The sequence below is a fragment of the Burkholderiales bacterium genome (assembly GCA_035560005.1).
Lineage (GTDB): Bacteria > Pseudomonadota > Gammaproteobacteria > Burkholderiales > Eutrophovitaceae > DASRFY01.
Map to the genome: position 1 here is coordinate 1 of DATMAN010000100.1, position 22,232 is coordinate 22,232.

At 65.1% G+C, this 22,232-nt stretch carries 27 protein-coding genes; 13 read left to right on the plus strand and 14 right to left on the minus strand.

The window, feature by feature from the left end:
* The first annotated feature begins 72 nt into the window (after positions 1 to 72).
* From VNM24_15830 to VNM24_15855, 6 genes are all read left to right on the plus strand, one after another.
* Positions 73 to 312: a hypothetical protein gene (locus tag VNM24_15830; GenBank protein HWQ40052.1), complete on the plus strand. Its 240-nt coding sequence runs from the start codon at positions 73 to 75 to the stop codon at positions 310 to 312.
* Complete coding sequence (locus tag VNM24_15835; protein ID HWQ40053.1) at positions 303 to 734, plus strand: type II toxin-antitoxin system VapC family toxin; 432 nt, start codon at positions 303 to 305, stop codon at positions 732 to 734. Before VNM24_15830 ends, VNM24_15835 begins: the two co-directional genes overlap by 10 nt.
* A gap of 256 nt (positions 735 to 990) precedes the next feature.
* Entirely contained in the window at positions 991 to 1,752 is a 762-nt protein-coding gene (locus VNM24_15840; protein ID HWQ40054.1) for a glycosyltransferase family 2 protein, read from the plus strand.
* Positions 1,742 to 2,575, plus strand: a complete 834-nt coding sequence (locus tag VNM24_15845) for a glycosyltransferase family 2 protein (GenBank protein ID HWQ40055.1) — start codon at positions 1,742 to 1,744, stop codon at positions 2,573 to 2,575. Before VNM24_15840 ends, VNM24_15845 begins: the two co-directional genes overlap by 11 nt.
* Positions 2,576 to 2,580: 5 nt before the next feature.
* On the plus strand, positions 2,581 to 3,678 hold the full coding sequence (locus tag VNM24_15850) for a glycosyltransferase family 9 protein (GenBank protein HWQ40056.1): 1,098 nt from the start codon (positions 2,581 to 2,583) through the stop codon (positions 3,676 to 3,678).
* A gap of 110 nt (positions 3,679 to 3,788) precedes the next feature.
* On the plus strand, positions 3,789 to 4,643 hold the full coding sequence (locus VNM24_15855; protein HWQ40057.1) for a class I SAM-dependent methyltransferase: 855 nt from the start codon (positions 3,789 to 3,791) through the stop codon (positions 4,641 to 4,643).
* 255 nt (positions 4,644 to 4,898) lie between these two features.
* Here the strand turns inward: VNM24_15855 and lipA are convergent, their stop codons facing one another.
* From lipA to VNM24_15880, 5 genes are all read right to left on the minus strand, one after another.
* Positions 4,899 to 5,837 (minus strand): lipoyl synthase, encoded by a 939-nt coding sequence (gene lipA / locus VNM24_15860; GenBank protein HWQ40058.1) that lies wholly within the window; start codon positions 5,835 to 5,837, stop codon positions 4,899 to 4,901.
* Positions 5,834 to 6,439 carry a lipoyl(octanoyl) transferase LipB gene (lipB, locus tag VNM24_15865; protein HWQ40059.1) on the minus strand — a complete coding sequence of 202 codons (606 nt, stop codon included), beginning with the start codon at positions 6,437 to 6,439 and terminating at the stop codon, positions 5,834 to 5,836. The genes lipA and lipB overlap by 4 nt, the downstream gene beginning before the upstream one ends.
* Positions 6,440 to 6,534: 95 nt before the next feature.
* Entirely contained in the window at positions 6,535 to 6,798 is a 264-nt protein-coding gene (locus tag VNM24_15870) for a DUF493 domain-containing protein (GenBank protein HWQ40060.1), read from the minus strand.
* Positions 6,795 to 7,655 (minus strand): D-amino acid aminotransferase, encoded by an 861-nt coding sequence (locus VNM24_15875; protein ID HWQ40061.1) that lies wholly within the window; start codon positions 7,653 to 7,655, stop codon positions 6,795 to 6,797. Before VNM24_15875 ends, VNM24_15870 begins: the two co-directional genes overlap by 4 nt.
* Before the next feature lie 87 nt (positions 7,656 to 7,742).
* Positions 7,743 to 8,918, minus strand: coding sequence for a D-alanyl-D-alanine carboxypeptidase family protein (locus VNM24_15880; protein ID HWQ40062.1), 1,176 nt, complete (start codon positions 8,916 to 8,918; stop codon positions 7,743 to 7,745).
* Between the two features lie 84 nt (positions 8,919 to 9,002).
* On the opposite strand from VNM24_15880, the gene VNM24_15885 reads away from it, so the two are divergent.
* Entirely contained in the window at positions 9,003 to 9,467 is a 465-nt protein-coding gene (locus VNM24_15885) for a copper chaperone PCu(A)C (protein HWQ40063.1), read from the plus strand.
* 14 nt (positions 9,468 to 9,481) lie between these two features.
* On the opposite strand, the gene VNM24_15890 is transcribed toward VNM24_15885, so the two are convergent.
* The 5 genes from VNM24_15890 to VNM24_15910 all read right to left on the minus strand — a co-directional run bounded on the left by VNM24_15890 (position 9,482) and on the right by VNM24_15910 (position 12,458).
* Positions 9,482 to 10,258 (minus strand): DNA-binding domain-containing protein, encoded by a 777-nt coding sequence (locus VNM24_15890; GenBank protein ID HWQ40064.1) that lies wholly within the window; start codon positions 10,256 to 10,258, stop codon positions 9,482 to 9,484.
* 2 nt (positions 10,259 to 10,260) lie between these two features.
* The gene (locus VNM24_15895) at positions 10,261 to 11,109 is read right to left on the minus strand and encodes a DUF692 domain-containing protein (protein ID HWQ40065.1); all 849 of its coding nucleotides are present in this window, start codon (positions 11,107 to 11,109) and stop codon (positions 10,261 to 10,263) included.
* A gap of 61 nt (positions 11,110 to 11,170) precedes the next feature.
* Entirely contained in the window at positions 11,171 to 11,437 is a 267-nt protein-coding gene (locus VNM24_15900; GenBank protein ID HWQ40066.1) for a hypothetical protein, read from the minus strand.
* Between the two features lie 177 nt (positions 11,438 to 11,614).
* The gene (locus tag VNM24_15905; GenBank protein HWQ40067.1) at positions 11,615 to 11,803 is read right to left on the minus strand and encodes a hypothetical protein; all 189 of its coding nucleotides are present in this window, start codon (positions 11,801 to 11,803) and stop codon (positions 11,615 to 11,617) included.
* 43 nt (positions 11,804 to 11,846) lie between these two features.
* Positions 11,847 to 12,458: a sigma-70 family RNA polymerase sigma factor gene (locus VNM24_15910; GenBank protein ID HWQ40068.1), complete on the minus strand. Its 612-nt coding sequence runs from the start codon at positions 12,456 to 12,458 to the stop codon at positions 11,847 to 11,849.
* A 191-nt stretch (positions 12,459 to 12,649) separates the two neighbouring features.
* Between VNM24_15910 and VNM24_15915 the strand changes: the two genes are divergently transcribed.
* The 5 genes from VNM24_15915 to VNM24_15935 all read left to right on the plus strand — a co-directional run bounded on the left by VNM24_15915 (position 12,650) and on the right by VNM24_15935 (position 16,092).
* Positions 12,650 to 13,072: an Hsp20/alpha crystallin family protein gene (locus VNM24_15915; GenBank protein HWQ40069.1), complete on the plus strand. Its 423-nt coding sequence runs from the start codon at positions 12,650 to 12,652 to the stop codon at positions 13,070 to 13,072.
* A gap of 117 nt (positions 13,073 to 13,189) precedes the next feature.
* Positions 13,190 to 14,074, plus strand: coding sequence for an acetylglutamate kinase (argB, locus tag VNM24_15920; protein HWQ40070.1), 885 nt, complete (start codon positions 13,190 to 13,192; stop codon positions 14,072 to 14,074).
* Between the two features lie 237 nt (positions 14,075 to 14,311).
* Complete coding sequence (locus VNM24_15925) at positions 14,312 to 14,998, plus strand: pyrimidine 5'-nucleotidase (GenBank protein HWQ40071.1); 687 nt, start codon at positions 14,312 to 14,314, stop codon at positions 14,996 to 14,998.
* Between the two features lie 45 nt (positions 14,999 to 15,043).
* Positions 15,044 to 15,616, plus strand: coding sequence for a nucleoid occlusion factor SlmA (gene slmA, locus VNM24_15930; GenBank protein HWQ40072.1), 573 nt, complete (start codon positions 15,044 to 15,046; stop codon positions 15,614 to 15,616).
* Positions 15,598 to 16,092 (plus strand): hypothetical protein, encoded by a 495-nt coding sequence (locus VNM24_15935; GenBank protein HWQ40073.1) that lies wholly within the window; start codon positions 15,598 to 15,600, stop codon positions 16,090 to 16,092. Before slmA ends, VNM24_15935 begins: the two co-directional genes overlap by 19 nt.
* A gap of 26 nt (positions 16,093 to 16,118) precedes the next feature.
* On the opposite strand, the gene moeB is transcribed toward VNM24_15935, so the two are convergent.
* From moeB to gpmA, 4 genes are all read right to left on the minus strand, one after another.
* Complete coding sequence (gene moeB, locus VNM24_15940; GenBank protein HWQ40074.1) at positions 16,119 to 16,922, minus strand: molybdopterin-synthase adenylyltransferase MoeB; 804 nt, start codon at positions 16,920 to 16,922, stop codon at positions 16,119 to 16,121.
* A 75-nt stretch (positions 16,923 to 16,997) separates the two neighbouring features.
* Positions 16,998 to 18,407: a S41 family peptidase gene (locus tag VNM24_15945; GenBank protein ID HWQ40075.1), complete on the minus strand. Its 1,410-nt coding sequence runs from the start codon at positions 18,405 to 18,407 to the stop codon at positions 16,998 to 17,000.
* Between the two features lie 60 nt (positions 18,408 to 18,467).
* Positions 18,468 to 19,661, minus strand: coding sequence for a peptidoglycan DD-metalloendopeptidase family protein (locus VNM24_15950; protein ID HWQ40076.1), 1,194 nt, complete (start codon positions 19,659 to 19,661; stop codon positions 18,468 to 18,470).
* Positions 19,654 to 20,403, minus strand: coding sequence for a 2,3-diphosphoglycerate-dependent phosphoglycerate mutase (gpmA, locus tag VNM24_15955; GenBank protein ID HWQ40077.1), 750 nt, complete (start codon positions 20,401 to 20,403; stop codon positions 19,654 to 19,656). Before gpmA ends, VNM24_15950 begins: the two co-directional genes overlap by 8 nt.
* Positions 20,404 to 20,548: 145 nt before the next feature.
* On the opposite strand from gpmA, the gene VNM24_15960 reads away from it, so the two are divergent.
* Complete coding sequence (locus VNM24_15960) at positions 20,549 to 22,225, plus strand: Wzy polymerase domain-containing protein (protein HWQ40078.1); 1,677 nt, start codon at positions 20,549 to 20,551, stop codon at positions 22,223 to 22,225.
* Positions 22,226 to 22,232 lie beyond the last annotated feature (7 nt).

The window sequence follows — 22,232 nt, forward strand, 5'->3', positions numbered from 1 at the left end:
CGGTGCGGGGAACTTGAGGCCATCGCCAGGCAATGCTACTATTGTTGAACTTTTCAACAATGATCGTGGATCATGGCGACAGTCAACTTCAGCGTGCCCGATGAAATCAAGGAGGCATTCAACGCTGCCTTTAGGGGGAAGAACAAGAGCGCAGTCATCGCCGAACTGATGATGAAGGCGGTGGAGGATGCGAGCACGCAGCGGCGTCGCGCGCGCGCCATTCGGCAGATCCTGGTCCGCAGGAGCCGGCGCAAGCCGGTAAGCGACGAAGCTATCCGGGCTGCAAGAAGAGAATTGCGCCAGTGGCGCTGATCGTCGTCGACGCCAGCGTTGCAGTGAAGTGGTTTCTCCCTGCATCCGGCGTCGAACGGGACGCGGAACCGGCACTGGAACTCCTCGAGGGGGTACGCAGGGGAATGCACATGCTTGCAGCGCCTGCCCACTGGATGGCCGAGGTCGCGGGCGTTCTCGTGCGCTTGTCTCCCGGGACGATCGAGGAGGACATGAGATTGCTTTACGCGCTGAGCCCCGTTCCTGTCGAGAACCTTGCGGTGTACGAAACGGCCTGTCGTCTCGCCGTTCAGCTCAGGCACCATCTTTTCGATACCCTCTATCACGCAGCTGCTCTCCACACGCGGGGCGCCTTGCTGGTTACTGCGGATGAGGCCTACTACCGCAAGGCGGCGCATCTCGGACAGATTCGGCGACTCGCCGACTTCGCGCCGCTGGCTTGATGCCTCGCAACCGGTCGACAGCTCTGCTGACCGGACCCGCAGCCACCGGCAATTTGGCGGTCCTTGGCCATCCAAGGACGGTTATACGATTCCGCGATCACATCGTGGATCTTGTAAGGAGCGGCCGAAAGCACTCCGCACCGCTTGACGCGAAAGTTCCAAGTTCCGGTGAGAGGCCGGATCAGGATGGGGTCTGGCGGCGACGAGCGCTGCGTGACGCCGGGCGTGACGGTCCGCTTGGGGAGAGACATCTGGGATGCGCATCTCCGTGGTGGTGATCACCAGGAACGAGGAGGCGTCGATTCGGCGCTGCCTGGATTCGGTGTCGTGGGCCGACGAAGTGGTGGTGCTCGATTCGGGGAGCACGGACCGGACCGTCGAGATCTGCCGGGAGCGGGGCGCCAGGGTTTCCGTGACGACCGACTGGCCCGGTTTCGGCCCGCAGAAGAACCGTGCGCTCGACCTGGCGACGGGGGAATGGGTGCTGTCACTGGATGCGGATGAGTGGGTGACGGCCGAGCTGGCGAAGGAGATCCGCGCGGTGGTGGCGGAGCCGGGAAGTGCGAGCGCGTTTCGCCTGCCGAGGCTTTCCAGCTTCTGCGGGCGCTACATGAGGCACTCGGGCTGGTGGCCCGATTACGTGACGCGACTGTTCAGACGCGGCAAGGCGCGCTTTTCCGACGATCTCGTGCACGAACGTCTGATCGTCAACGGGCCCGTCGGACGACTCAAGGGAACACTGCTGCACGAGTCGTTTGGCAGCCTGGAAGAGGTGCTGGACAAGATCAACCGCTACTCCTCGCTCGGAGCGCAACAGATGGCGGCGGCCGGCCGGCGTGGCGGCGCGTTCGCCGCGGCACTGCACGCTCTGGCGGCCTTTGTCAGAACCTACTTTCTCAAAGCCGGATGCCTCGATGGCCGGGAAGGCTTCATGCTCGCGGTGTCGAACGCGGAAGGCGCGTACTACAAGTACGTCAAGCTCTGGCTGATGCAGGCGCGGGCGAACCGTGAGCGGTGAAACGAGAACGGCGGTCGTCGTCACGACCTACAACCGTCCTGATGCACTCGCGGCGGTGCTCGAGGGTTATCTCGCCCAATCCGATCGCGACTTCGAACTGATTGTCGCGGACGACGGTTCCACCGACGACACCCGCCGCCTGATCGAGCGATATCGAGCCCGCGGGGGCATGCCCATCCGGCACGTTTGGCAAGAGGACAGAGGATTTCGCGCGGCGGCGATCCGCAATCGAGCGGTGGCGGCGACGCGCGCCGAATATCTCGTTTTCACAGACGGTGATTGCGTACCGGTGCGCACGTTCGTCGCGGCGCACCGCAGGCTGGCCCGGCGCGGCTGTTTTGTCGCGGCGAATCGCGTGTTGCTGAGCGAGGCGTTCACTCGCCGCGTACTGGCCGAGCGGATTCCGATTCACACGTGGGGATGGCAACAGTGGGTGGCTGCGTGGGCGCGCCGCGAAGTGAACCGACTGTTGCCGCTGCTGACGTTGCCGGACGGAGGGTTTCGCACACGCGAGCCGCAGCGTTGGGAAGGCGTCAAGACCTGCAACCTGTCGCTGTGGCGCGAGGATTTCCTGCGGGTCAACGGGCTGGACGAGTCCTACGAAGGCTGGGGACTGGAGGATTCCGACCTGGTCATCCGGCTCTTGCACGCCGGCGTCAAACACAAGAACGGGCGTTTCGCAGCGCCGGTCTTTCACCTTTGGCACCGCGAGAACGACCGCAGCAGACTGACCGAGAACCAGGGCCTGCTCGATGAATTGCTGCGATCGGGCAGGACGCGCGCACGGATCGGCCTCGAACGGCATCTGGCCGAGCCTGCCTGAGCGCCGTGCAGCCGCCGACTTCACCGGAAAGCATCCTGGTGATCTGCACGCGCCGCATCGGCGACGTGCTCCTGACCACCCCCGTGGTTCGATCGCTCAAGCGCGCGTACCCGGACGCGGCGGTCGACGTGCTGCTCTTCGAGGGGACTCAGGGCATCCTGGCGGGCAATCCTGACGTGAGCGCCGTGTTGGCCGTTGCCGAACGCCCCGGTGCGGGCGAGCAAGGGCGACTCCTGAGGCGGATCTGGCGACGCTACGACCTGGCGGTGTCCGTTCTCGCGGGAGACCGGCCGACGCTGTACGCCTGGGCGGCCGGCCGCTACCGCATCGGTACGTTGGAGCAGAAGGCAAAGAGCCTCTGGAAGAGGGCGCTGCTGCACGCCTGGGTGCCTTTCGACGATTTCCACACCCATACGGTGATCATGAACCTGAGGGTGATCGAACGGCTAGGCGTGAAGACGTTACCGGAGCCGGTAGTGGGCTGTCCGCCCGAAGCGCAAAGCGCGGCTCGCGCGGCTTTCCCGGAGCTGGACAGCGAGCGCGTCGCCGTGCTCCACGTATCGCCCAAGTTTCCCTACAAGCGCTGGAGCGCCGAAGGATGGGGACGGCTCGCGCACATGCTGACGGAAAAGGGGATGCGAGTGGCGATCGCGGGGGGAGCCTCCGGCTCCGAGCGACAGTACGTGCAGAGGCTGTTGCCGTCCATGCCGAATATCGTCGATCTGGCTGGCCGAATCGATCTTTCGACGCTTGCATGCATCATCAGCCGCGCGGCGCTCTATGTCGGGACAGACACTGCCGTCACGCACATGGCGGCAGCGCTTGGTGTGCCCACTGTTGCGCTGTTCGGTCCCTCGAACCCGGTCAAGTGGGGTCCCTGGCCGAAAGGCTGGTCGACGCCCCCGTCGCCCTACGTGTTGCGCGGTACGCAGCTCCGCGGCAATGTCGCGCTCGTGCAGGGCGAAGGCCATTGCGTGCCCTGCCTTCAGGAAGGCTGCGCGCGAACCATCGAAAGCGAAAGCGCCTGCCTGCAGATGCTGCGGCCCGAGACCGTGATTGCGGCTGTCGAGAAACTCGAAACGGCCATGGCCGGCAGGGAATAATAAGAAGAATCCTGCCGCAGCCTGTGCAAAGCGACGAGAAGCAGTCGAGCGAGGACTCAGGCAACTGCCGGGAGTCGGAACTGGCGGATCGACGAAAGAGGAGCACACACATGGCGACCTTAGAGCAGCCGGCTGCCGGTGAATCAATGAGCGGTGCGGGGCGTTCTTTGTCGATTACGACGACGCTCCAGAGCGCGTACGACGAGCAATACACCGGCGAAATAGCGCAGTGGCGCGAGCTGGGCGCCAAGTACAAGGCGGAGAACATCCTGGCGGTCTGCCGCAATCGCCGTTTCCAGAGGGTGCTCGAGTGCGGCGCGGGCGAAGGAAGCATTCTGGGGTTTCTCGACGCTTCCGGCGCTTTCGCCGAACTCTTCGCAATCGAGATATCCGAAAGCGGGATTCGGCAGATCGAGAAGCGGAAGATCCGCACGCTGCGCGAAACTCGCGGGTTCGACGGGTACCAGATCCCCTATCCGGATCGCAGCTTCGACATGGCGTACTGCTCGCATGTGCTCGAACACGTGGAACATCCCCGAATCCTGCTGCGAGAACTGAAACGAGTGTCCGACTACCAGGTCTTCGAGATCCCGCTCGACTATGCCGTGAATGTGGACCGGCGGGTCAGAGAGCTGCACGCTTACGGACACATCAACGTATTCACGCCGTCCACCTTCAGGTTCCTGCTCAAGTCGGAAGGATTCGACATTTTGGAGCAGCGCCTCACGCACAGCGCGCAGGAGGTCATTCGCTACAACTGGGAACATAACCTGAAGCGGCGCCTGTCCCGGAAGTTGCGCCTGTACTTGAAGATGCTGCCGGCGATCCGCTCGGCCAGGCGGTGGCTGATGGGTGCCGAAAGATTCGCGGAATACGGGTACTCGGCCTATACCTGTTTGACGCGAAGCATCGGCGAGTTAAGAATTTTCCAGGACGCGACAGAGTCCCTGAGCGGCCCGGAGTGATCGGCGATGAGCGCAGGCCACAGGAGTTCGCCGGCCCGCTTTAGCCGGACGTAGATAGCTCAGGCCCGCGAACTTGAGGTAGCTCTCGCGACGATCTGCCATTGCTTGCTTTGCATCCTGGGCGGCCGAGAATGCCGGCCGCGGCCATGCAGTCCGGCGAAAATCGTCTCCATCGCACGCGAGCGATGACGAGACGGGTTCTGCCTGGGGCGGCGTTTCGGGCGCTTTTTCGGGCAGGCTTTGCAGGCGTCGTGGTCAAGCGACCCCGGCTTCGTGCGCCTGCCGGTCGGCGTGGTAGGAGGAGCGCACCAGCGGGCCGCAGGCCGCGTGCTTGAAACCGAGTTCGCAGGCCGTGGTCTCGAACACCTTGAACTGCGCCGGTTCGACATAGCGCAGCACGGGCAGGTGTCCAGGGGTCGGCTGCAAGTACTGGCCGACCGTCAGCATGTCCACGTCGTGGGCGCGCAGGTCGCGCATCACGCTGACGATTTCCTCGTCGGTTTCGCCCAGGCCCACCATCAGGCCGGACTTGGTGGGAATGCCGGGGAAGCGGGCCTTGAAATCCTTGAGCAGCCGCAGCGAGTGCCGGTAGTCGGCGCCGGGACGCGCAAGACGGTAGAGCCGCGGCACGGTCTCCAGGTTGTGATTCATCACGTCCGGCAGCGCGCGGCTCAGCTTGTCCAGCGCCGTTTCCAGCCGGCCGCGAAAGTCGGGCGTCAGGATCTCGATCCGCGTCTGCGGCGAGGTTTCGCGCACCGCCCGGATGCAGTCGGCGAAGTGCTGCGCGCCTCCATCGCGCAGGTCGTCACGATCGACGCTGGTGATGACCACATACTTCAGTTTCAGAGCCGCGATGGTCCTGGCCAGGTTCCCCGGCTCGTTCGGGTCGGGCGGCTTGGGTCGGCCGTGCGCAACATCGCAGAACGGGCAGCGCCGCGTGCACAGGTCGCCCAGGATCATGAAGGTCGCGGTGCCCTTGCCGAAACACTCGCCGATGTTCGGGCAGGAAGCTTCCTCGCAGACCGTGTGCAGCCGATGGTGGCGCAGGATCTCCTTGACCTGGTAGAAGGTGGGGCTGGAAGGCGATCTGACCCGGATCCAGGCCGGCTTCTTGAGCGGCTGGATGGGAATGACCTTGACCGGATTGCGCGCGGTCTTCTCGGCGCCGGTCTGGCGCAGCGTGTCGTTGCTCATTTCCAGATGTTCGATTGCAGCGCCGAGAGAAGTCCCTGCCCCAGCACATCGAGGGAATCGGCGATTCCCAGATCGCGTGCCTGCGTGACGCGCAAGCCCGGGTATCCGCACGGATCGATGTCCCGGAACGGTTCCAGGTCCATGTCGGCGTTGAACGCCAGGCCGTGATAACAGCAGCCGTTGCGCACCCGCAACCCCAGCGCGGCGACCTTGGCATCGCCCACATACACGCCGGGCGCGTTCGCGCGGCGCTGCGCCTGCACGCCGTATTGCGCGAGCAAGTCTATCACCGCAGCCTCCAGCCGCAGCACCAGTTCGCGTACTCCGATCCCGAGGCGGCGCAAGTCGAGCAGCGTGTAGACGACAAGCTGACCCGGGCCGTGGTACGTCACCTGTCCGCCGCGATCGACCTTGAGCACCGGAATTGCGCTGTCGCGCCGGTGCAGATGCTCGATGCGACCGGCAAGTCCCAGCGTGTAGACCGGCGGATGCTGCAGCAGCCACAGTTCGTCGGGCGTTTGGCGGGTACGCTCGCCTGTCAGGCGCTGCATCGCGCGCCACACCGGCTCATAGTCCGCCAGCCCCAGGTCGCGGACGAGCACTGTGGGCCCGCAAGCCGGACCGCCATTCTCCGGCCCCACGGCGGGCAGCGAGCTGCGCTCCCCGTGCACGGAGGAAGAACGCAGTTCCTCTGCCCTCATAGCACCATGACCACCGCCGGATGGTCGCACAGCTCCCGGTACAGGGCATCGAGCTGGGCGCGGGACGTGGCGCGGACCACGCAAGTGACGCTCAGATAGTTGTTCTTCTTGCTGGTGCGCATCTGCACCGAGGCCGGATCGAAATCGGCCGCGTGCCGCTGCACGATGTCCACGATGGTCTGCACCAGCCGCGGCTCGCGCCGTCCCATGACCTTGATCGGAAAGTCGATCGGATACTCGAGGATGCTCTGACCTTTCATTTGGCCGCTGCCGGCGCGCGCATCACGCGCTCCTTGTACTCCTGATACCACTCGTACATCCGGGTGAACACCCTGCCCGGTTTACCGTTGCCGACCGGCCGGCCATCCAGCACCACGACGGCCAGCACCTCCTTGGTGGAGGAAGTGAGCCACACTTCGTCCGCGCCGCGCAGCTCCGACTCGGCGACCGGCCGCACTTCGCAGCGCACCCCGTTGCCCCGTGCCAGCTCCAGTACGACGTCGTAGGTGATGCCCGGCAGCATCCAGTGAGACTTCGGCGGGGCGAGGAGCGTTCCGGCCTTCACCACGAAAATATTGCTTGCGGCGCCCTCGGTGAGATAACCGTCGCGCAGCAGGATCGTTTCGACGCAACCGGCGTCTACCGCGAGCTGACGCAGCAGCACGTTGGGCAGCAGAGACGTGGCCTTGATATCGCAGCGCAGCCAGCGATTGTCGATCGCGCTCACCGCGCCCACACCGTTCTCGACCTGTTCGCGGGGCGGCACCGAGAGCGGATTGCTCATCAGGAACACCGTGGGCGCCACGCCCTGGGGGAACGCATGGTCGCGCTTGGCCACCCCGCGGGTGACCTGCAAGTAGACCGACTGATCGGCCGGTTCGTTCAGTTCGATCAATCGCCGGATCAGGCGCGACCACTCGGGAACGGAGTGAGGGTTGGTCAGCCGGATCCCATCCAGGCTCGCCTGCAGCCGCTGCAGATGCTCGCGCAAGCGGAAAGGATGTCGGGAATAGACCGGGATCACTTCGTAGACGCCGTCGCCGAAGATGAATCCGCGGTCCAGCACTGGAATGCGCGCTTCCTCCATCGGCATGAACTGCCCATTGAGATAGATCATTGCAGTGGTGAGCGAGTGAACGGTCAATGGTCAACGGCGGCCTGCGCACACCGCGGCGAGACGGTCTCGCGGGGTTCGGCCGTCATGCTATCTGTCGCCGGCGCCCGCGGCAAAACCCTGCTGTCCGGGATCCGTGATGAGCAGGCGCAGGCTGTGCCAGGCTCTCACCAGGACATTGGCGATTCGAACGCTCTCCAGCGCGACCACGCTGTGTTCGCCGTACGGCTGTCCGTCGAAGGTCAGTTTCAGGGTGCCGACGCGTTCACCGGCATAGACCGGTGCGAGCAGCGGCTGCAGGCTCTCCAGTTGGGCTTTCAGCCGGTCGCTCCGGCCCTTGGGTATCGTCACGTAGAAATCGTCGGCGAACCCGGCCTGCAGCAACGCCTTGGCGCCCTTCCACACCGGCAGGGCGTGAACCGGCTGCCCCTTTGCATACAGTCTGAAGGTATCGAATGCCTCGAATCCGTAATTGAGCAGCTTCTGGCTCTCCGCCAGGCGGCCATTGTCGGAGCCGGCGTCGATCACCACCGCGATGAGGCGCCGTTGCGCGCGCTGCGCGGTGGCCACCATGCAGAAGCCGGCACCCTCGGTAAAGCCCGTCTTCATGCCGTCGACGAACGGATCCCGGCCCAGCAACCGGTTGCGGTTGTACTGGGTGATGTTGTTGTAGCGGTATTCGCGCAGCGCATAGAGCCGGAAGTATTGCGGAAACTCGCGGATGATCGCGGCCGCGATGACGGCGAGGTCGGCGGCGCTCGAGTAGTGCCCGGGACGCGGCAGGCCGGTGGCATTCTCGAACCGCGTGTTCTGCAGCTTCATCCGCGCCGCCTCGCGGTTCATCGCCTGCACGAATGCCTCTTCGCTGCCCGCCACCGCTTCGGCGAGCGCAATCGCCGCGTCGTTGCCCGATTGCACGATCATGCCGTGCAGCAGCTCTTCGACGGTCGGTTGCGAGCCGAGCTCGAGGAAGGTTCGCGACCCCGGCGCCCGCCACGCCTTCTCGGAAACGACCACGGTCTGTGCCAGCGACAGCCGCTTCTGGCGCAAGGCATCGAACACGACATAGGCGGTCATCAGCTTGGAGAGCGATGCCGGCTCGATCCTGAGATCGGCGTCCCTGGCGGCGAGGACCTTGCCGCTCTGGAAGTCGAGCAGGATGTAGGACCTGGCCGCCAGAGTCGGGGCTTGGACATCTCCTGGGATCGTCTGGGCGGAGACGGCGGTGCCGAGGAGCAGCAGGGCCGCGACAAATCCGGTTCTCATCCTGCGCCGAATTATACCGGCCCACATTGTCCGGGCAGGACAGCTCTGAAAGAATGCACACTTTCCAGTGCAGGGGAGATGGTGATGGGAAGGTTGGGAGGTTGGTTCAGCGCGCTGCTGCTGATGGCGGCAATGAACGGTCAGGCGGACGCAGACGGGGTTACGGTCAGCAACGCCTGGGCACGGGCGACCGCTCCGGGCCAGAAGGTGGCCGGCGTCTACCTGGATATCGTGAGTGGCACGGACGCGAAGCTCACCGGCGTGCAAAGCCCGCTCGCGGCGCGCGGCGAGCTGCATTCGATGCGAATGGACAACGGCACGATGCACATGCGCGCAGTGGAGGCGATCGACTTGCCGGCCGGCAAAGCGGTGCACCTCAAGCCCGGGGACCTGCATGCGATGCTGTTCGATCTGAAGCAGGCGCTTGCCCCGGGAGACAAGCTGCCGATCACGCTGATCGTCGTGGATGCCCGGGGCATCAGGCACGCCATCGCGGCGAGCGTGCAGGTCCGCAACCTCGACGGTTCCGAACCGCACGCGCATCACTGAGCCCGCGCGGGCTGTTACGCGGAAACGGTATAACCGCTCAGCCAGCCCTGATCGACCCAGGTTCGCAGCAGGCCGGCAGCGCGCATTGCGGCGTCATCTCCCTGCTGGAGCGCCAGACGTTCGCAGATCTCGGGGAAAGTCGCGCCGTTGCGCGCATCGCGCAGCATCTGCGCTTCGTCCTCCGGGAGCGACCGGAAATGGCTTTTGTAGTCCTGGCGCCACAGCGCGACGCTCACCGGCTGCGGTTCGCGTCGCGCGGCTGGAGCCGGTTGCTGCTGGGCGATGAAGTTCCAGATCGCGAGCACGTTCCAGTGCAGCGTGAGCGTGTGCAGCGAAGGGTGCAGGTGCAAGCGCAGCCCTGCCCATCGCTCGGCGGGCAGCCCGGCTAGCTCGTCGAAGGACAGCAGCGGGGCGTCGGGTGCGTCGAAGGCGAGCCCGAGCGTCCACTCGAACGCGGCCAGTTCCGCCAATACCGGACGGTCGCGGTAGCGCGCATCGTCTTGCAGGAATCCGGCCAGACGGCCACCCATCCAGCGCACGTTGCGGAAGACGGAGGGGTGCGCGTGGATATAGTCGCGGGCGAGCGCGTCGAAGTCTTCCGCGCCGACAAATGCCCGCAGCGTCTCGAAGTCGCCGCCCAGCACCTCGACCAGCCGCAGCCGGTACGCGTCGTAGTAGATCCTGAGCCGCGCTTCGCGCCAAGCGTCATCCCCTCCGGCGATCTCGTCGACGATCGTGCGATCGCCGTGCAGCACGTAGCGCTGAAAGTTGGTCTGCGTCGTGGTCAGCATGCTCAGGCGGCGACCGGCTGCAACGCTTCGGCGGCGACCCGGCGCGCGACGTCCAGCTCTGCCACCAGCTCGGCCAGCGGTGGAATGTGGTCGTCGCGCTCGATCATCGTGGGGACGGGCCCCAGCTTGCGCAGTGCATAGGCGTAGAGTTCCCACACCGGGTCGATGATCGGGGCGTCATGGGTGTCGATGATGTGGGTGAGGCAGTTACTGTGTCCGGCGAGGTGGATCTGACGCACGCGCCGGGCGGGAACGCAGTCGATGTAGCGGCGCGCGTCGAAGCCGTGATTGAAGGCGCTGACGTAGATGTTGTTGACGTCGAGCAAAATGTCGCAATCGGCGCGCCGCGCGATCTCCCCGAGGAACTCCCATTCCTGCATTTCGGACTGGCGGAAGGTGACATAGCTCGACACGTTTTCGAGCAGGATGCGCCGGCCCAGGAATTCCTGCACCGCTTCGACCCTGCGAACCACGTGCGCAACCGCCTCCTCGGTGTAGGGCAGCGGCAGCAGGTCGTGGAGATTCTGTCCGGCGCAGCCGGTCCAGCACAGGTGATCCGATATCCACTGCGGCTGTACGCGTTGGGCCAGTGCCTTGAGTTGCGTCAGGTAGCCGTAGTCGATGGGATCTGCGCTGCCGATCGAGAGCGAGACGCCGTGCATCACCACCGGATAGTCGGCGCGGATCCGGTCGAGGTAATGCAAGGGCTTGCCGCCCGGAACCAGGTAGTTTTCGGACAGCAGCTCGAACCAGTCCGCCTCGGTCCTGGAGGCGAGGATGTCTTCGTAGTGAACGGTGCGCAGCCCGAGCCCGAAGCTCGAGGGACCGATCCTGGAAGTATCGGCAGGCACTGGTGTGGAGGGAACGGGGCCCCGGAACCCGGAGGGGCTCTCGGGGCATCCCGTCCGATTGCTAGCTGCGTCCCAGACGCTCGATGCAGTCGCGGTCCGTGGTCATCACGAAGCCCTGGCCCTTGCAGGCGTTTTGCCCTTTGCAGGCGTTCATGGCCGTCGCGCACTCGGCCTGGCCTTTGCAGGCGTTGGCGCCGTAACACTTCACCTTCACCGTGCCGCTGTCCGCGCTTTGTGCTGTCCCACCCGAGGATGCACAGCCGGCGATGAACAGGGTCGCGGCCGCCGCAGCGAGCGCCGCACCGGTGAGTTTCGATTTATGGTTCATAAGCCTGCCTCCGTTGAGCGGCCCGAGGGACGATGGTGCAACGCCGCAGGTCGAGCCGCCTGCCCCGCGCCGCTACCGCAGCAGGTACGAGGCACGTGCGCGGCCGGATGCGCTGCCTCCGCCGGCAGGTTGGGCGCGCCGCGGATCCTGCCGCCAGACCCGGTGACCCCGACGCTTTCAGTCCCGGCGGTCCTTGAGCAGCGGATGGTTCCGAAGAGCCTTGCGCAAGAACGTCATCTGCTTGTGGAAGTTCTGGCAGGCGGTGCAGGCGCGCAGGTGAAGCCATAGCCCCCAGCGCTCCGCCAGGGTGAGCCGGCGGTCCAGCGACTGGGAGACGATCTCAGAGACTTGCTTGCAGCTCAGCACGACTTTGCCTCCGGCGCCATGGTCCTCCCGCTGCTCGCCAGCGTCAGGCTGGATCGCGAGCCTGCGGCTCGCCGAACCAGTTCAGTTCCAGGCATTCCCGCAAAGCCATCCGGGCCCGGTACAGGATCACCCAACAGTTGGTCGGAGAAATGTCCAATTCCTTGCAGATGGACTCCGTGGACAGCCCCATCAGTTCGCGCATGGCGAATACCCGCGCGGTCTGCCGCGGCAGTGCGGCCGAGCAGCGCTCGAACACCTCCCAGAAGCGCTTCTGCTCCAGGGAGAGCTCCGGGTCCTCCCAGGCCTGGGGCGGAGCGTGCCAGTGGTCTCGCCGCGCCCGGTCGAAGAACTGGTCGGCGTAGGCCCTGGCTTCCTCGGGGTCGTCACCCGTGCGCAGCGCCTCGGGCTGGACTTCCCGGGATTGGCTGCGGATCAGATCGGTGATCTTGTGCTTGAGGATTCCGGTGAGCCAGGTCTTCAACGACGAGCGCCCGGCAAAGGCGGATCGGCTCTCCAGCGCCGCCAGCAGCGTTTCCTGGACAACGTCTTCCGCGCCACTGGCGTCGCGCAATTGCAGCATCGCGTAGCGATACAGGTACGCGCGATGGCCCTCCAGTTCTGCGGGCAAGGCGGTGGACGGGGCGGGCTGCGGCATTGTCTCTTGGAGGAACCTCGGCTGGAGGCGAGTCTTGGTGGATGACCGGTCTCGCGCTGCGCCCGGCCGCATCTACAGCATACCTTGGGTCGGACCGCGGAAGAAATCGAGGCTTGAAAAGCGCCCGCTGGGTCCCATATACCCAGCGGAGGGCACAGAAGCCCGGTAGAGAATCCTTTCAGGAGGAAGAAATGGCCAGCATTACCCGATACAGCCCGTTCGACGAAACGTTCGACGATTTGTTCAAGGGCTTCTTCGTGCGCCCGATGGCGTTCGAAAGCCGAATTCCGGCGCAGATGCGCCTGGACGTCAAGGAGACCGACAAGAACTATGTCGTGCAGGCCGAGATTCCAGGAGTGAAAAAGGAGGACATCAACATCACGGTGGACGGCAACCAGGTAGCGATCACCGCCGAAGTCAAGCGAGAGAAGGAAGAAAGGCAGGGCGAAAAGGTTCTGCACGCGGAGCGTTATTACGGGAAGCTGTATCGCGCGTTCTCGCTCGGACAGGACGTGGACGAGGCTGCGGCCGAGGCGAAGTATGTCGACGGCGTGCTGGAGCTGATCCTGCCCAAGAAGGCCGCAACGCAGGCCAAGCGGCTGACGATCCAGTAGCCCTGCGCCAGTCCGGGAGCTTTCGAAAAGGGCGGCCTGCGGGCCGCCTTTTTGTTGGCGCTGGCGCGCAGGGGCACTCGGGTAGAATCGCGCCACCGCCGTATCAGGACTTCCTTCATGCCCATCTCCGCCAACGATGCCCACAGCAAGGCGCTGATTCTCGCGGAGGCGTTGCCCTACATCCGCCGCTTTCATGGCAAGACCATCGTCGTGAAATACGGCGGTAACGCCATGACCGACGAGAAGCTCAAGCACTCGTTCGCCCGCGACGTCGTGCTGCTGAAGCTGGTGGGCATGAATCCGGTGGTGGTTCACGGGGGCGGGCCGCAGATCGACGAGCTGCTCAAGCGCGTCGGCAAGAAAGGCGAGTTCGTCCAGGGAATGCGGGTGACCGACAGCGAGACCATGGACGTGGTGGAAATGGTTCTCGGGCTGGTGAACAAGGCGATCGTCAATCTGATCAACCAGCATGGCGGGCGGGCGATCGGCCTTTCCGGGAAGGACGGCGCGTTCATTCGCGCCCGCAAGATGCTGCTCGCGAACAAGGACAATGCCTCGGAGATGATCGACATCGGTCACGTGGGCGAGGTCGCGAGTATCGATCCGGAGATCATTTCCCTGCTGGAAACGCGCGAGTTCATTCCGGTTGTGGCTCCGATCGGCGTCGGCGCCAGCGGCGAGTCCTACAACATCAACGCGGATCTCGTGGCGGGAAAGCTCGCGGAGATCCTGCACGCGGAGAAACTGATTCTTCTGACCAATACACCGGGCGTGCTGGACAAGGAAGGCCGGCTGCTGACCGGGCTCACCCCGCGCCAGATCGAAGAGCTGTTCTCCGACGGCGCGATCCACGGGGGAATGCTGCCCAAGCTCGCTTCGGCGCTCGACGCGGCAAGAAGCGGGGTGAAGAGCGTGCACATCATCGATGGGCGAGTGGAGCATGCGCTGTTGCTCGAAGTGCTCACCGATCAGGGCGTGGGCACGCTCATTCGCAGTCACTGAACCTATCGGCAGATCTGAAGAGCGAAACACGAGGGCGCGAAGGACGGGAAGAAGGTCCAGACAAGGCGAGGGGTACCTGTGTCCTGGAAGGACGAACCAGGCGACTCGGCGCGCACGACCGTCGACGCGAGGCATTGAGTCAGGGATCACCCGGATGGATTTGACTCGATGAAAGTATCTCTTATGCGTTTCTTCGTACCTTCGTGTCTTCGTGTTTCGCTCTTGGGTTTCTGACCTTTGTCCTGCTCAACTATCGTTTCGGCGCGCCGCTTCGACTGGAGCTGGATCTTCGATCTGGACAACACGCTGCACGATGCGCGCCCGCACATCTTTCCTCACATCGACCGCTCCATGACCCGGTATGTGGCCGCGCGGCTCGGGCTCGACGCCGAGACCGCAGACCGCCTGCGACATGAGTATTGGCGGCGCTACGGGGCGACGCTGGTGGGACTCATGCGCCACCACGACATCGACCCGCACGAGTTTTTGCGCGAGACGCACGACTTTCCGGCGCTGGACGCGATGGTCGCCGCGAGACGGGAGCTGCGCGTGGTACTGGAGAGGCTGCCGGGGCGCAAGTTCGTTTTCTCGAACTCGCCGGCGCACTATTTGGGCGCGGTGCTGAGAATCCTGGGAATCCGCGATCTCTTTGCCGGCGTGTTCGCGATCGAGCACACCGCCTTTCAGCCCAAGCCCGATGCCCGCGGCTTCCGCAGACTGTTGCGAGCGCACCGGCTGGATCCGCGCCGCTGCATCATGGTGGAAGACAGCCTGGAGAATCTGCGCACCGCGAAACGCCTGGGAATGAAGACCGTGTGGGTGGATGGAACGGCTCGCGCCCCGGGCTGGGTGGACGTCAACGTGCGTCACGTCGTCGAACTGCCCGCGCGCGTGAAACGCTGGCGCGGGCGTGCCAAACTGTAGGGACTTCGGGTAAGCTTCTGCCGACCTCACACCTTTCGACCTGCCATGCCAGCGAAGCCGGGAGAGCGCAAGCTGCAGATCCTGCAAACGCTCGCCGCGATGCTCGAAAATCCGAAGGGCGAGAAGATCACCACGGCCGCGCTCGCGGAAAGGCTCGATGTGTCGGAGGCTGCGCTTTACCGGCACTTCGCCAGCAAGGCGCAGATGTTCGAAGGCCTGATCGACTTCATCGAGCAGACGCTGTTCGGACTGGTCAACAAGATCACCGCCGAGGAAAAGAGCGGCGTGCGTCAGGTGGAAGCCATTCTTTCCATGCTGTTGGGATTCGCGAAGAAGAACCCGGGCATGACCCGCGTGCTGATCGGCGACGCGCTGGTCAACGAGGACGAACGACTGCAGGCGCGCATCAATCAGCTCCACGACCGCATCGAAGCAACGCTGAAGCAGGCGCTGCGCTTCGCGTCCACCGAAAAGGAAATCCCGGAATCGGTCGACGTCTCGGCGCAGGCCAACCTGATGCTCGCCTATGTCATCGGCCGCTGGCACCAGTTCGCCAAGAGCGGTTTCAAGCGCGACCCGACCGAATTCTGGGCAGCGCAGTGGGCCGCCTTGGTGTGAGCGCCGCGCGCTTCGTGCGCAATGCATTGCCGGCCGCCATCGGCGGCGCATTGCTCCTGCTGCTCGGCGCGTGCGGCAACAGCGATCGCCAGTTCACGCGCGCGGTGATCGGCACCTGGGGCTCGAAGGAAGTGGCACAGGACGACGTCGTGGTGGAAACCGAAACCGAGCTCTTGCCCGGCGGGAGGGTCAACTGGCGCGGAGAGCTGCGGCTACCGGTCCCCGCCACCTTCTATGTTCCGCGCGGCGTGAATCACGAAGTCAAGAACGGCAGACTGGTGTTCTACTTTACGGCGAGCGGCAACTGGGCGGTCAAGGACGGATATCTGCATACCCGGGTCGAATCTTCCACCCTGCCCAGCCTGCTTCCCGTGGGCTTCTCGGCCGCGTGGAAGCTCAGGGAAGTGAACCGGAAGGAACTGATCTACGTGTCGGCGGCCAACGGCCGCACGCGGGTCGAATACCGGAAGGATTGAACGGCTGCCTCTCTGTGCCGCCGCGCTCAGACGCTGGACTGACCGGCGGCACAGGCAGCCGCGGCTTCGCGCTGGGCGGTATCACCCCTGGAACAGACCCGGCAGTCAGGGTCCTTGCGCAGGCGGATGCTGCGCCACTGCATGGACAGGGCGTCAAGCATCAGCAAGCGCCCGTTGAGCGTCTCTCCGATGCCCATCAGCAGCTTGAGCGTCTCCGCGGCCTGGACGGTACCAATGATGCCGACGACGGGTGCGAACACGCCCATGACCGCGCAGCGCATTTCTTCGAAATCCCCTTCTTCCGGAAACAGGCAGTGATAGCAGGCGCTGTCTTGGCGCCGCAGATCGAAGACGGCGATCTGCCCATCGAAACGCACCGCGGCTCCCGAGACCAGTGGCTTGCGATAGCGCACACAGGCCCGGTTGATGGCGTGACGCGTCACGAAATTGTCGGTGCAGTCGACCACGACGTCGGTGTCGCGGACCAGCGCTTCCAGCCGCTGCCCGGCCACGCGTTCCAGGACCGTCTGGACTTCGACCTCCGGGTTGATCCGGGCCAGCGTTTCGCGGGCGGAATCCACCTTTGCCCTGCCGATCGAGTCGGTGAAGTGGACGATCTGGCGCTGCAGATTGGTCAGATCGACGCTGTCGTGGTCGCAAAGCACGAGTCGGCCCACTCCGCTGGAGGCAAGGTAGAGCGCAACCGGGGCACCCAGCCCCCCAGCGCCGATGACCAGAGCCCGTGCCGCGCGCAGCCTTTCCTGCCCGTCGATGCCGATTTCGGGCAGGAGGATGTGGCGGCTGTAGCGCAGTAACTGGTTGTCGTCCATCGCGAGGCTGTAGCGGTCGGCTAAAAAATTCGGGGCGCCCGCGGGCGCCCCAATCCGTTGCAGCAGAGCCGCTGATCAGCGCCGACCGACGATCTGCAGGCCCTTCAGCAGATTCAGTGCCTGGTTGAGCTGGTAGTCGTTCTTCGACACGATGTCGGGTGGTGCCGTTTCGCTATCGGCGCCCGGACTGTCGCCCGGTTTCGGCGCGGTGGGCGGCGGCGCCACCGGGGCGACGGGTTTGCTGTCCTGCTTGCTGTCCGGTGCGGCCGGATTTGCTAGATGGCGCTCGAGATCCGCCTCGCGGATGCGAACCGCAGCCTCGCCTTCCGTAATGGTGGCTTCCTCCACCACGATATCGGGCGTGATCCCCTTGGCCTGGATGGAACGGCCGTTCGGCGTGTAGTAGCGGGCCGTGGTGAGCTTGATCGCTGTGCCATTGCCCAGCGGCAGAATGGTCTGCACCGAACCTTTGCCGAAGGTCTGCGTGCCCATGACGATCGCGCGCTTGTGGTCCTGCAGAGCGCCCGCCACGATCTCGGAGGCCGAAGCCGAGCCGTTGTTGACGAGTACGACCATCGGAACCGTCTTGACCTCCTTCGGCAGGCTCTTCAGGTAATCCCCCTTGCCGCCCCGCAGGTAATACTCGGGCCGCGCGTAGAGCTTCATCTTCGCGTCCTCGGTACGCCCTTCGGTGTAGACCACGAGTGCGTCCTGCGGAAGGAAGGCGGCGGAGACCGCCACCGCCGAATTGAGCAGCCCGCCCGGATCGTTGCGCAGGTCGAGGATCATGCCCTTCAACTGGCCGTCGTTGTCCTTGAAGGCCTTGTCGATCGCTTTGGCAAGGGTCTCGCCGGTGTGCTCCTGGAACTGGGTGATGCGGAAATACGCGTACCCCGGCTCCAGCACCTTCGACTTCACGCTCTGGATCTGGATGATCGCGCGCGTGAGCGTCACCACGCGCGGCTTGGGATCGCCTTTGCGGATGTAGGTGAGGGTGATCGTCGTGTTGGGCTTGCCGCGCATGCGCTTCACCGCCTCGTTGAGCGTCATGCCCTTCACATTGGTGTCGTCGAGCTTGATGATCAGGTCTCCCGGCTTCAGACCCGCGCGCCAGGCCGGGGTATCCTCGATCGGAGCGACGACCTTGACGAATCCGTCCTCCATGCCCACCTCGATACCCAGGCCGCCGAATTCACCCTGCGTGCCGACCTGCAGCTCCTTGAAGGCTTCCGCGTCGAGGTAAGCGGAGTGGGGATCGAGCCCCGAGAGCATCCCGTTGATCGCTTCCGAGATGAGCTTCTTGTCGTCGACCGGCTCGACGTAGTCGTTCTTGATCCGCCCGAAGACTTCCGTGAAGGCGCGCAAGTCTTCGATCGGCAGCGGGCCGGCGCTTCGGTCGGCGACAGCCGAAAAGTTGAGGCTGATCAGCACCCCCAGCAGGGCTCCGAGTGCGATCAACCCGATGTGACGCAACCGGCTACGCATTTTCACGACTCCTGGAATCGCGGGTGTTTCGCCCGCCTTTGATGACCATGAAACAGATGGTTACCTCAGTCTGACCCACGGCAGCGGATCGAACGGCTTACCTTGGTATCTCAATTCAAAGTATAAACCCGAATCGGGGTTGCCACCGCTGTTGCCCACCGAGGCGATGGCCTCGCCCGGAGAGGCCTCCTCGCCCACCTGCTTGAGCAGCGCTTCGTTGTTGCCGTACAGGCTCATGTAGCCGTCACCGTGGTCGAGAATCATGAGGTTACCGAAGCCTCTGAGCCAGTCGGCGTAGACGACGCGCCCCGCGGCGACGGCCTTGACCTCGCGGCCGGCGGGAGCGGAGATGAACAGGCCTTTCCAGGAAAGGCCGCTGTCCTGCCGCGGGCTTCCGAAGCGATTGGCGAGTTCCCCGACGACCGGAAGGCGCAGGCGGCCCTTGAGCTTGCCAAAAGCCGAGGCCGTCTCGCCGGGCTGGGGCAGGGCGCGGTTCACGATCGCGGGACGCGACTTGCGCCGGGCCGCCTCCTTGGCCAGGCGTTCGATCAGGCGAGTCAAGCGCTGCTCGTTGCGCTTCAGCGTCGAGATCTGGCTACGCTGCTGCGCGATCTCGCTCGAGACGCGGGCAAGCACTTCGCGATGCGCCTGCTTCTCCCTTTCGAGCCGTTTCATCTCCGCCGCTTCCTCCGCCTCGAGCAGCCTGAGTTCCGCACTCTTGCGCGCGGTGCGCTCGGTGAGTCCATCGAGTGCGGCGAGGTCGCGCTTCAGATCGGCGATCAGGCGCGCGCGGGCGCGCCAGAGATATCCAAGGTACTGGAGCTGGCGCGCAGTCTCGTTCGGATCCTGCCTGCTGAGCAGGAGGCGCAACACCTCCGGCTGGCCATTGACGTACTGGCGATACAGCAGCCGGCCCAGCGCCGCCTGCTCGGCCTCGATGCGCGCGCGCAGCGCCCCGGCGTCGCGCCCGAGCTTTTGCATCTCCGAATTCAGCGCCCGGCGTTGCGCAGCCAGGCGAAACAGGCGGCGATTGGTCTGGCTGATGGCGCGCTCCGACTCGCGAAGCGCATCGGCCGCTTCCGCCTTGTTTTCCTCCGCTTTCTCGAGCTCCTTCTGCAACGCCTCGATGCGGCTGCGCAGCTCTTCGAGATCCTTTTTCTTCTGCGCGGTCTGGGAATGCGCTTGCGGCAGAAAGACGGCGAGCAACAGCGCCAGCGCCACGGCCGTCAGGCGCGAGAGCGTTCGCTCAGACACGCGCTTTCGATTGCGCGGCCACGGCCGCCGCCGCGGCGCGCGCCTTCTCCTGATCGCCGAGGTAGAAGCTGCGGATCGGGCGCAGGTCGTCGTGCAACTCGTAGACCAACGGGATGCCGGTCGGAATGTTGAGCGCTACGATGTCCTTCTCGGATACGTCGTCCAGATACTTGACGAGGGCGCGGATCGTGTTGCCGTGCGCAGCGACGATCACGCGCCGGCCTGCGGCCACCTGCGGCGCGATGCGGCTGCGCCAGAAGGGCAGGAAGCGCGCGACGGTGTCCTTCAGGCACTCCGTGAGCGGCAGCTCGGCGGCGGGCACGTCCCGGTAGCGCAGGTCGTTCGCCGGGTTACGCGGGTCGTCCCGCTCGAGCGGTGGCGGCGGCACGTCGTAGCTGCGGCGCCAGAGCAGGATCTGCTCCTCGCCGAACTTCCGGGCCATCTCGGCCTTGTCCAGGCCCTGCAAGGCGCCGTAGTGCCGCTCGTTCAGACGCCACGAGAGTTCCTGGGGAATCCACATGCGATCCAGCTCTTCGAGCACGATCCAGAGCGTGCGGATCGCGCGCTTGAGCACCGAGCAGAACGCGAGGTCGAAATCGAAGCCGGCGGAACGGATCAGTCGGCCGGCTTCGCGCGCTTCCTCCACGCCCCGCTCGGAGAGGTCCACATCGGTCCAACCGGTGAAGCGGTTTTCCTTGTTCCACACGCTCTCGCCGTGGCGAAGCAGTACGATGCTCTTCATTGTTCTCGATGCGATTTCAACCGCGCGAATCAGGTCCGGCTATTATCGCCCATGCATCATGACGAGCGACCCCGCTGCTCCCCGAGCTGATGCCGGCGCGCACACTGCCGGCGGGACGCTTCTTGCCGCGGCTGCGACCGCGCTCATGCTGGTACTGCCTTTCCTGCTCCCGATGCACCGCTATCCGGTGCAAAGCTTCTACCAGGAGTGGATCGCCATGGCGCTGGGCAGCGTCGCTTTCCTCGCGCTCGGGATGGCTTCGCAGGAGCGGCGCATCGAGGCGCCGCGCGTAGTCCTGCTGCCGCTCGGAGTGTGCCTGTTGCTTGCCGTTCAAACCGCTGGGGGAAAACTGCCGTATTGGCAGCAGGGCGCACTGGGCGCGCTCTATCTTCTGTGGGCCGCCGCCGTCGCCGCCCTGGGCTACGGCTTGCGGCGGCGACTGGGATGGCCCGCATTCGCCGCGCTGTTTGCCTGGGTGCTGGTGGCGGGCGCCTTGGCGACCGGCGCGCTCGCGCTGGCGCAACTCGCGGGGTGGGGTGGGAAGACCTGGGTCATGCCGCTCGCCACCACCCGCCTGTACGGCAACCTCGGGCAGCCCAATCACTTCGCCGATTACGTCTCCCTGGGTTTGATCTCGGTCGTCTATCTGGCCACTACGGGTCGGCTGGCCACGCCGCTCGCGGCCGCGGCCGCGCTGTTCTTTCTGACGATCCTGAATTTCTCCGGTTCCCGCGCGGTGTGGATCTACCTGGCTGCGGCCGTGGCGTTGAGTTTGTATCTGCACGCCAGAAAGCCGGCTGTGCGCTCGCGCGCGCTGCTGGCTTGGACATCAGGACTGCTGCTGGCCGCGCTGCTGATACAGGGGGCCATCAGCGTGGCGCCCGTGGATTCTTCGCGCGTTGCGGAAACCGTAGGAGCACGTCTGGCCCAGGATACCGGCGGTGTCGCGGTGCGACTGAGATACGCGCAAGCCGCGCTCGCCATGCTGCGCGAGGCGCCGTTGCTCGGCACCGGCTTCGAGACCTTCGCGTGGCATCACTTCCTGCGCTCCGCAAGCTTGCCGCCCCACGCCGAAGCCGGCGTGGCCGATCACGCCCACAACGTGCTCTTTCAGCTTGCGGCCGAGTTCGGCTTTCTCGGCGTCGCGCTGCTCGTGGCCGCCGCCTGGCTCTGGCTTGCCGCGCAGCGCCGGTCCTCGTTCGACCCGGAGCGCTGGTGGGCCTGTACGCTGCTCACCACGCTGCTCGCCCACAGTCTTCTCGAGTATCCGCTCTGGTACGCCTACTTTCTCGGGGTCTTCGCGCTGCTCCTGGGGGCTGCCGAGGAGCGGGCCTGGCGCTTCAGCTCGCCCGCGCTCGACCGGATTGCCTTCGCGGGCGCGGCGGTCCTGGCGCTCTGGACCCTGGGCAGTGTGCTGCACGATTACCGCCGCCTCGAAGTCCTCGCGCGAGGCCACGGAGGATCCGCGCTCGAATTCGAGCGCATGCGTGCCGAGGCGCTGCACTTGCATGGCCATTCGCTGTTCGCGCATCTGGTCGAGTTCGGGCTGGCGCGCAGCATCCGGCTCGAGCCGAAGGCAATCGCGGAGAAGATCGCGATCAATGGGCGGGCGATGCGCTACCTGCCCACGGCGGACATGGCGTTTCGGCACAGCGCATTGCTGGCGCTGGGCGGTCGGCTCGACGACGCGTTCCAGGCCTGGGATCTGGCCACCGCGGCGTATCCGGCGCAGGCGCCCGCCGTGCTGCACCGGCTGCGCGAGATCGCCCGGCACGAGCAGCCCGCGCTCCACCCGCTGGTAGAATACGCCGCTTCGCGATAGCCACGGA

Excerpts from the sequence above, each read along its gene's own strand:
- VNM24_15830 (HWQ40052.1), top strand. The coding sequence starts at position 73 with ATGGCGACAGTCAACTTCAGCGTGCCCGATGAAATCAAGGAGGCATTC.
- VNM24_15840 (HWQ40054.1), top strand. The coding sequence starts at position 991 with ATGCGCATCTCCGTGGTGGTGATCACCAGGAACGAGGAGGCGTCGATT.
- VNM24_15855 (HWQ40057.1), top strand. The coding sequence starts at position 3,789 with ATGGCGACCTTAGAGCAGCCGGCTGCCGGTGAATCAATGAGCGGTGCG.
- lipA (HWQ40058.1), bottom strand. The coding sequence starts at position 5,837 with ATGAGCAACGACACGCTGCGCCAGACCGGCGCCGAGAAGACCGCGCGC.
- VNM24_15870 (HWQ40060.1), bottom strand. The coding sequence starts at position 6,798 with ATGAAAGGTCAGAGCATCCTCGAGTATCCGATCGACTTTCCGATCAAG.
- VNM24_15875 (HWQ40061.1), bottom strand. The coding sequence starts at position 7,655 with ATGATCTATCTCAATGGGCAGTTCATGCCGATGGAGGAAGCGCGCATT.
- VNM24_15880 (HWQ40062.1), bottom strand. The coding sequence starts at position 8,918 with ATGAGAACCGGATTTGTCGCGGCCCTGCTGCTCCTCGGCACCGCCGTC.
- VNM24_15885 (HWQ40063.1), top strand. The coding sequence starts at position 9,003 with ATGGGAAGGTTGGGAGGTTGGTTCAGCGCGCTGCTGCTGATGGCGGCA.
- VNM24_15890 (HWQ40064.1), bottom strand. The coding sequence starts at position 10,258 with ATGCTGACCACGACGCAGACCAACTTTCAGCGCTACGTGCTGCACGGC.
- VNM24_15900 (HWQ40066.1), bottom strand. The coding sequence starts at position 11,437 with ATGAACCATAAATCGAAACTCACCGGTGCGGCGCTCGCTGCGGCGGCC.
- VNM24_15910 (HWQ40068.1), bottom strand. The coding sequence starts at position 12,458 with ATGCCGCAGCCCGCCCCGTCCACCGCCTTGCCCGCAGAACTGGAGGGC.
- VNM24_15915 (HWQ40069.1), top strand. The coding sequence starts at position 12,650 with ATGGCCAGCATTACCCGATACAGCCCGTTCGACGAAACGTTCGACGAT.
- argB (HWQ40070.1), top strand. The coding sequence starts at position 13,190 with ATGCCCATCTCCGCCAACGATGCCCACAGCAAGGCGCTGATTCTCGCG.
- slmA (HWQ40072.1), top strand. The coding sequence starts at position 15,044 with ATGCCAGCGAAGCCGGGAGAGCGCAAGCTGCAGATCCTGCAAACGCTC.
- moeB (HWQ40074.1), bottom strand. The coding sequence starts at position 16,922 with ATGGACGACAACCAGTTACTGCGCTACAGCCGCCACATCCTCCTGCCC.
- VNM24_15945 (HWQ40075.1), bottom strand. The coding sequence starts at position 18,407 with ATGCGTAGCCGGTTGCGTCACATCGGGTTGATCGCACTCGGAGCCCTG.
- gpmA (HWQ40077.1), bottom strand. The coding sequence starts at position 20,403 with ATGAAGAGCATCGTACTGCTTCGCCACGGCGAGAGCGTGTGGAACAAG.
- VNM24_15960 (HWQ40078.1), top strand. The coding sequence starts at position 20,549 with ATGCTGGTACTGCCTTTCCTGCTCCCGATGCACCGCTATCCGGTGCAA.